This is a genomic window from Collimonas sp., assembly GCF_044339385.1.
In the GTDB taxonomy this organism is placed as follows: Bacteria; Pseudomonadota; Gammaproteobacteria; order Burkholderiales; family Burkholderiaceae_D; genus Collimonas.
Map to the genome: position 1 here is coordinate 1 of NZ_JBIIVN010000231.1, position 2,546 is coordinate 2,546.

General features: G+C 54.2%; 2 protein-coding genes. Both read right to left on the minus strand.

From position 1 onward, the window contains the following. Positions 1-211 precede the first annotated feature (211 nt). On the minus strand, positions 212-2,182 hold the full coding sequence (pabB, locus tag ACIQ0R_RS12225) for an aminodeoxychorismate synthase component I (RefSeq protein ID WP_395827843.1): 1,971 nt from the start codon (positions 2,180-2,182) through the stop codon (positions 212-214). Positions 2,183-2,389: 207 nt separating this feature from the next. Continuing rightward, positions 2,390-2,546, minus strand: a 157-nt coding sequence (locus ACIQ0R_RS12230; RefSeq protein ID WP_395827846.1) for an IS3 family transposase, incomplete at its 5' end; no start/stop codon positions are given.

Consider the following 2,546-nt stretch of genomic DNA (forward strand, 5'->3'; position numbering starts at 1 on the left):
GCAGCATTCGACGCTTGACTATCGTTCACCCTGCCAGTATTTAGATGACAGGCTCACTGAGCAACATCAGGAAAAACAGGCGGCATAAAAGCCACCTGTTGGGAGACGAAAAATCGAGGGAAGCTCAGATATTTGTCTGGACAGATGGGTCCACTTTATGTGGCCGGCTCGGTCGTCATCATTGCTTTTTAAACATTGCGCAAACCTCTGCTTACGCGATCTGCAATAGCCTTGCCGGCATGATTCCGCGTAACGCATTGCACACCATGAGCTGCTCGGCGGCCAGCAAATCTTCCATGCTCAAGCTGCGTTCGGCAGCATCCCAGGCGGCATCGTTCAACACGACGCTGCGCATTACGCCCGGCAGCAATCCTGAGTGCAGCGGCGGCGTATACCAGCGCCCGTCCAGCTTGACGAAGACGCTGCTGCGACCGCCCTCGGTCAGTTCACCTTGGCGATTGAAGAACAGCATATCGAACGCGCCCAGTTGCTGCGCTTCTTGCCATGCTTGATCGTAGCGTTGCCGCAAAGTGGTTTTATGCCTGAGAAATATATCGCCGCCATCCATCGGTGTTTGAGCGATCAATAAGCTCACGGGCGTCTCCAGCATTTCCAACGGCGCGCTCTGCAGGCTGCAATTGCCATCTGCGGACAGCGTCAGACGTAAACGCTGCGGACCTGTCGCCGGCAAATTTGCGCAGTGCGCCCGCAAAGCTTCACCCAATTCGGTCTCGTCGAAAGGAAAACCAAAGTAGGCGGCTGAAGCCCGCAACCGCCGCAAATGTAAATCAAGATGCCGACAACCATCTGCGCGAGTCGCATGGATGGTTTCAAACAACGAAAAATCGCGGCATAAACCGGTCAGAAATTTTGCCTTCAGTGCACATTCGGCATATTCGTCGGCCGCCACACTATCGTGCACGATACCGGCACCGACCCCCATTTCACCGTGCCGTATGGTCGCCCCCAAAGCAGAATCCGGGCCCGGCGGCTCCAGCAGCACAGTGCGGATCGGCACCGACAGACAAAAATCGCCAAATTCGCGGTTGTCGGTAGCTGCCTCGAACCAGCCTATGGCGCCAGTGTACAAACCGCGCGGTTCGGGTTCCAGCTCATCGATAATCTGCATGCTGCGAATTTTCGGGGCACCAGTTATCGAGCCGCACGGATATAGCGCCTGCACTACATCGCTCAAGGTAGCATCGTCACGCACCCGGGCTTGTACCGTGGAAGTCATTTGCAGAACGGTATTGAAACGAGTGACTTCAAAAAGTTTCGGCACATGAACCGAACCGGGGACTGCAATACGCCCCAGGTCATTGCGCAGTAAATCCACGATCATCAGATTTTCCGCCCGGTTCTTGGGATCGGCTGCCAACGCTAACGCAGTTCGTTGGTCTTGCTCAGGATCGCCGCTGGCCGCAGCGGTGCCTTTCATCGGTCGCGCGGTCAACCTGCCGTCGGCGCAGCGGACAAACAACTCTGGCGATAATGACAGCACCGCGCCACCGTCCGGCAAGGCGATCAGGGCGCCGTAAGGCACCGGCTGGCGTCCGCGCAACTGCCGGTAAAACGCCAGCGGGCTGCCGAACATATCGAAACGCAAGCGATACGTATAGTTCACCTGATAGGTATCGCCAGCCTCGATATAGGTATGGATTTTGGCAATCGCCGCAGCAAAATCTTCTGCACTGACATTCGCGCGCAGATTCGCAATGCCGGCATCGACATCGCACGGTTCTTCAGCCTGACGCTGTGCCAGCCAGAGCGCCACTTCTTCTTGGCGCAACCGGCGGCAATCCGCAAACAACAAAATTTGCGCTAATGACTGCGGCTTTTTTTTCTGCTGGATTGCAGACAGTGCATGAAATACATGCTGCGAACCCAATCCCAATCCCAATCCCAATCCTAATCCTAATCCTAATCCTAATCCTAATCCTAATCCTAATCCTAATCCTAATTCATAGTTAAACAACGCTACTGCATGCAGCCCATTCCGCAAACCATTTTGCATTTTTGATAGAAAATCCGGCAAATCCTCAGATCGTGAGCATTGCAGACGCTCGACCAGACCGGTGTAAAGGCGTGATGAGCCAGCCACGCAGGGATCGGCGCCGCTGTCATCAAGCAATGCAAAGCAATCGGAAAATTCGGCGGATTGAGAATCAAACGTTGTATTCATAATTTTTTGCAAACAAACAGCGTGCCGCGGTTGCGATGGTATTGCGCGCCAACGGCCAAAGGCTGCCATGCTACCTGATCGGCCGACGATTAACCAAAACGCTATAATTATGCACTTCGCTGGCACAGCCGCTTACGCTCCCCAAATCTCAGTCACGGCAGCGTCAACTGAGCTTCCCTCGATTTTTCGTCTTCCAACAGGTGGCTTTTATGCCGCCTGTTTTTCCTGATGTTGCTCAGCGAGCCAGTCATCTAAATACTGGCAGGGTGAACGATAGTCAAGCGTCGAATGCTGCCGTTGGCGATTATAAAAGACTTCGATATATTTAAAGCTGGCCGCCCGCATATCGGCATGGCTCGCAAAG